3 protein-coding genes are annotated in these 4,048 nt (G+C 59.5%); 1 reads left to right on the plus strand and 2 read right to left on the minus strand.

The window, feature by feature from the left end:
* A partial coding sequence (locus EN925_RS26030) for a serine hydrolase (RefSeq protein WP_164894388.1) occupies nt 1–523 on the plus strand: 523 nt, incomplete at its 5' end.
* Nucleotides 524–550: 27 nt separating this feature from the next.
* Here EN925_RS26030 and EN925_RS26035 read toward each other — a convergent pair.
* Nucleotides 551–2,266: a ShlB/FhaC/HecB family hemolysin secretion/activation protein gene (locus tag EN925_RS26035; RefSeq protein WP_127385091.1), complete on the minus strand. Its 1,716-nt coding sequence runs from the start codon at nt 2,264–2,266 to the stop codon at nt 551–553.
* A gap of 109 nt (nt 2,267–2,375) precedes the next feature.
* On the minus strand, nt 2,376–4,048 hold a 1,673-nt coding region (locus EN925_RS26040; protein ID WP_164894389.1), incomplete at its 5' end, for a serine hydrolase domain-containing protein.

Below are 4,048 nucleotides of genomic sequence, written 5' to 3' on the forward strand. Positions count from 1 at the left end.
GGCCGAGCGGGTGCTCACGCCCCGCCAACTGACCGACACCAAGCTCAACCTGGCGGAAGGCGATGCGGCGCGGACCATGCAGGGCCATTTCTTCGACGGCACACCGTTGCCCCTCGTTCCTTCGCCGGAAACGATCGGATGCGCGGGCGGGCTCTACACCTCCGCCGCCGACATGATGAAGTTCATGGCCTGGCACCTTCGCAAGGATGCGGCCGGCGATGCGGAGCGTACCGTCGACCATGCGGGCTGGCTCTGGCGCGACGGTCTCTCGCCGGTAATCGGCATCGACGATGCGGGGCCGATGGGAATGATGACGCTTGGCTGGGTCGGAGTTCTGGCCGACAAGGACAAGCCCATGATGCTCAACAAGACCGGCGGATTGCAGGGGCAGTTCAGTTATGTGGTGTTGGCGCCAACGCGCGGTGTCGGTGTCTTCGCCTCGATCAATCAGTTCAGTGTCGGCGGGTTCAAGGCGATGGTCGCAGCAACGAATGATCTCGTCGCGCAACTTGCGCCAAGATAAGGGCAGTTCAGGCGGGAGCTACGCCACCTAATACGAGCTGATTAGCTGGAACAAAAAACGCGTGCCGGTATCAGTCAGACCTCGGTTATCTCTGAACGGTACCGCAACAAGCGCCCTTGCATTGAGGTGTTGCCCAAATGCAGCCTTTGCACCTATTCCGGCCGAGCCGAGTTCCGCCTCGATGTAATCCACGCCCGTATCGTGGTTCCAGACCGCACCGTAATCGACATAAGCAAACACGTTCAGATTTGGGATCGGCAAAGCCTCCGGGAGTTCGATGTTGCGTCCCAATTCCAGCGAGGCCGCTATCCCGCTATCGCCTGAAGCGGCCGAGCCATCGAAAGCCAGGCCATAGGGATCGCCGCCGAGCACCAACTGGACCGACGATGGCACCGCCGTCGGCGCATATTGAGCAGCCACTCTGAGGTGGGCGACGGCCAGCGAAGCGATCTCCTTGGTAAGGTCGAGGTCGCCCCGAAAATACCTGTAGTCATCAGGAACGCCTGGACGCGGTGCAAGCGGATCGGTGCTGCTGCTCGCGCCAAAGCCGTCGAGGCCTTGGCCGAAAGTACCTGTCAGCGTGATGGCGCCGTTTTCCAACTCACCGGTATACTTAAGGGAGGCCGCCAGCCATCGGAGGTCCTCATCCGTCTGCGTTTCGCCGCCCAACGCCAGCGAGTTGTCCTTGAAGTTCAATTCAAGGCGGCTAAACAGGCTGTGGTCAATTGTCCGCAGCAGTGGGTAGTTGGCATACGCGCTGCCGAACCTAGAGGCTATGTCGACATCGAGAGGCTTGAGGTCGGCGCCCGGCTGGGAAGAGACATAACCGATGCTATAGCCTACATGCAGTCCGTCATACCCGATCGGGACATCGTGCGAAGCCAGCACGAACTTCAACTCCTCGGGACTGTCCGGAATGGTCACCAGGGCGATGTTCGCCACATCGAACAGCCTAAGCGCATCGTTGAAGGTGCCGGTGCCGGTCAGCTGAAATGGGCCGACGGCATTGCTGCCGAGATTGTCGACTATTGCGTTTGCGCCGGCCCGCTTGAAGCCAATGTCGAGTTTCAGATCACCGCCGGCGGAGGGCGTTTCGGGCCGAATGAAAGTGCCTTCGATGGTCAGGCCGCCAAGATCGCTCATCAGCAACAGCACGCGCTCGGCCTCCTTGATCCGGATTGGCCGCATGGCGACGATGCGATCGATGTAAGGTTTCAAACGCCGCTCAATATCAGGGATGGCGCTGTTGATGGTGACCCGGCGCACGTAGGATTCGTAGAGAACGATGACGACGTTGCCGGATGAAAAGTCCTGCTCGGGAACGACGGCCCACGAGAAATATCCGGCCTTCTGGTAGATCTCGTCGATCCGCTCGGCGATGGCGTAAAGGTCGGCGGCGCTTATCTTTTTGTTCCGCTGCGCGGCCCACGCTTGCTCCAGCGTAGCGCTGGGCACCGTCACCGCGCCTCGAACGGTTATCGACCTCAAGGTAAACATTGTTTTTTCGGCTTGTTCCGAGCTCGTTGCCTTGCGTGCATCCGGAACTGACAGGTCAATCGTGCCGGGCTTCCTCGGAGCGGAATAGCGTCGGATGATCTCGTTCTGATCCGAAACCACCGAATCGATCCGCTCGGGGATCGTCTGGCTAAGGCTCGGTCCGACCATGAAGGCACTGGTTGCAAGACTGATGGACACGCGACGTACTGCGTCGAACCAGTGGGACAGCGCCTTGCGAAGAGGCATCAATCAAACTCGCTGACATGTCGTGGCAGGGAAAATCAACGGTTATTCGAAACTTGGTTTAGCAAATTAACAAATATGTCGGGGTCCGTCATCCCGCGATGCACACCCGTCAGTGCCCCAACAAAGCGCAGACCGCCTGAGCCTGAACCTCCCGCAAGCGGTCGAGCAACGCGCCAGCCGGCTCAGCGATGTTCAGCGTGGTGGTGACCGAGCGCGTCCCGTCGGCGGTTGATGCCGCCCACTGCGTGTAGCCCGGGAAACTGCCGGTGTGGCCATAAACGACACCGCACGGCGTGGTGTAGCGGAACAGTCCGAGACCGGCCTCGTTCGTCCCGGGTCCGGGCGGACTGGAATTGCCGGCCACGAACTTCATCTGTTCAATCTGCTCGGCAGCGCCGAAGAACTTCAGTCCGAGATCTGCCCGTATGAACATCGACAAATCATCAGGCGTCGACACGATCGCGCCCGACGCCCACGCACCGCTCGGGCTGACGAAGGTCGTGACATCTTTCGGCTCGGATCCGGGCGCGACGACATAGCCGTGGATGGCGGGCCCAGGCAGCGCGATGTCGCGCGTGGGGAAACTCGTCTGGGCGAGGGCGGCAGGACCAAACGCGATGTTCTTCAGCAGCGTCCCGTAGGGCATTCCTGTGACCGCCTCGGCGATCAGCCCGACGACGACGTTGTCCGTGTTGGAGTAGGTATACTGGGTGCCGGGCGTAAACTCGAGCGGGTCGTTGCGGACCCAGCCGATGATCTCAATGGGCTGCACGTAACCTTGAGGATTTGTCGCGACCTGCTCGGCCAAGCCCTTGGACTGCAAGTAGTCGGGCAGGCCGCTGGTGTGGTTCAGCATCTGGCGGACCGTGACGGCCGACCATGCCGCCGGCAGATCAGGCAGGTGCTGGCCGATGGTGTCGTCGAGGCCGAGCCGGCCCTTCTGGACGAGGTGCAGGGCAATGGCGCCGTTGAATGCTTTTGAGATGCTGGCGATGCGCATGTATTGGTCGACCCCCAGCGCCTCACCCGATATGACATCGGCGCGCCCCGCTGTGAGTACGGTCATGCGACCGTCGCGGTAGAGCGTGGCGATCGCCCCGGGAGGTCCATCCTCTGCATCGAGGAGCTCCTGTAGGCCGGCCTGGACCTTTGCATCGGCTGTTCTCAACTGAGCCGCGGTTAAGCCGGTCGAGCGTGCCGGGCCTTCGCTATCAGGATGTTTTACATAGAGATCCGGATTCATCTCTTCAGAAGACACGATGACTTCGTCATTGACGCCCGAGTCAATATAATCATCGGTAATTGAAAAGCCTGCCAGAAGCTGTTTGTCCGTGAGAGGATACCAGGAGCCGAGTTCGTGCGAGTAGGCGGCAATGGCCAGCATCGCGAGTTCACGATTGCTATACAGGTCGACTTCATAATCTTCGACCAATTTGCCATCCGAATATTTCTTATATCCATCAATGTAAGGATCGCGGGAATTGTCGCCTCTATACTTATCCACAATGTCGCCGACGGTGACCTTAGACTTGTTTCCGTGGAAATAGATCTTGCGGAGGAGAAAACCCCAAGCAGCTACCCCATACTCTGGGGTTTCATAAATGGCAGTTTGGTTGCCGTACCGGTCTGGCAGAGTGCAACCCACATATCCTCTCATGCTGTCTCGCTGCCATTTCGAGATGTTTATGGCGCCGGGATTGTTTGTTCGAAGGGCCCTCCGAGTAAGCGCATTTGAGGAACTATAGTCAGCGTCCGGCAGGCTGCTAAAGAAATTGCCGATCC

It is taken from the genome of Mesorhizobium sp. M7A.F.Ca.US.006.04.2.1 (assembly GCF_004022915.1).
In the GTDB taxonomy this organism is placed as follows: domain Bacteria; phylum Pseudomonadota; class Alphaproteobacteria; order Rhizobiales; family Rhizobiaceae; genus Mesorhizobium; species Mesorhizobium ciceri.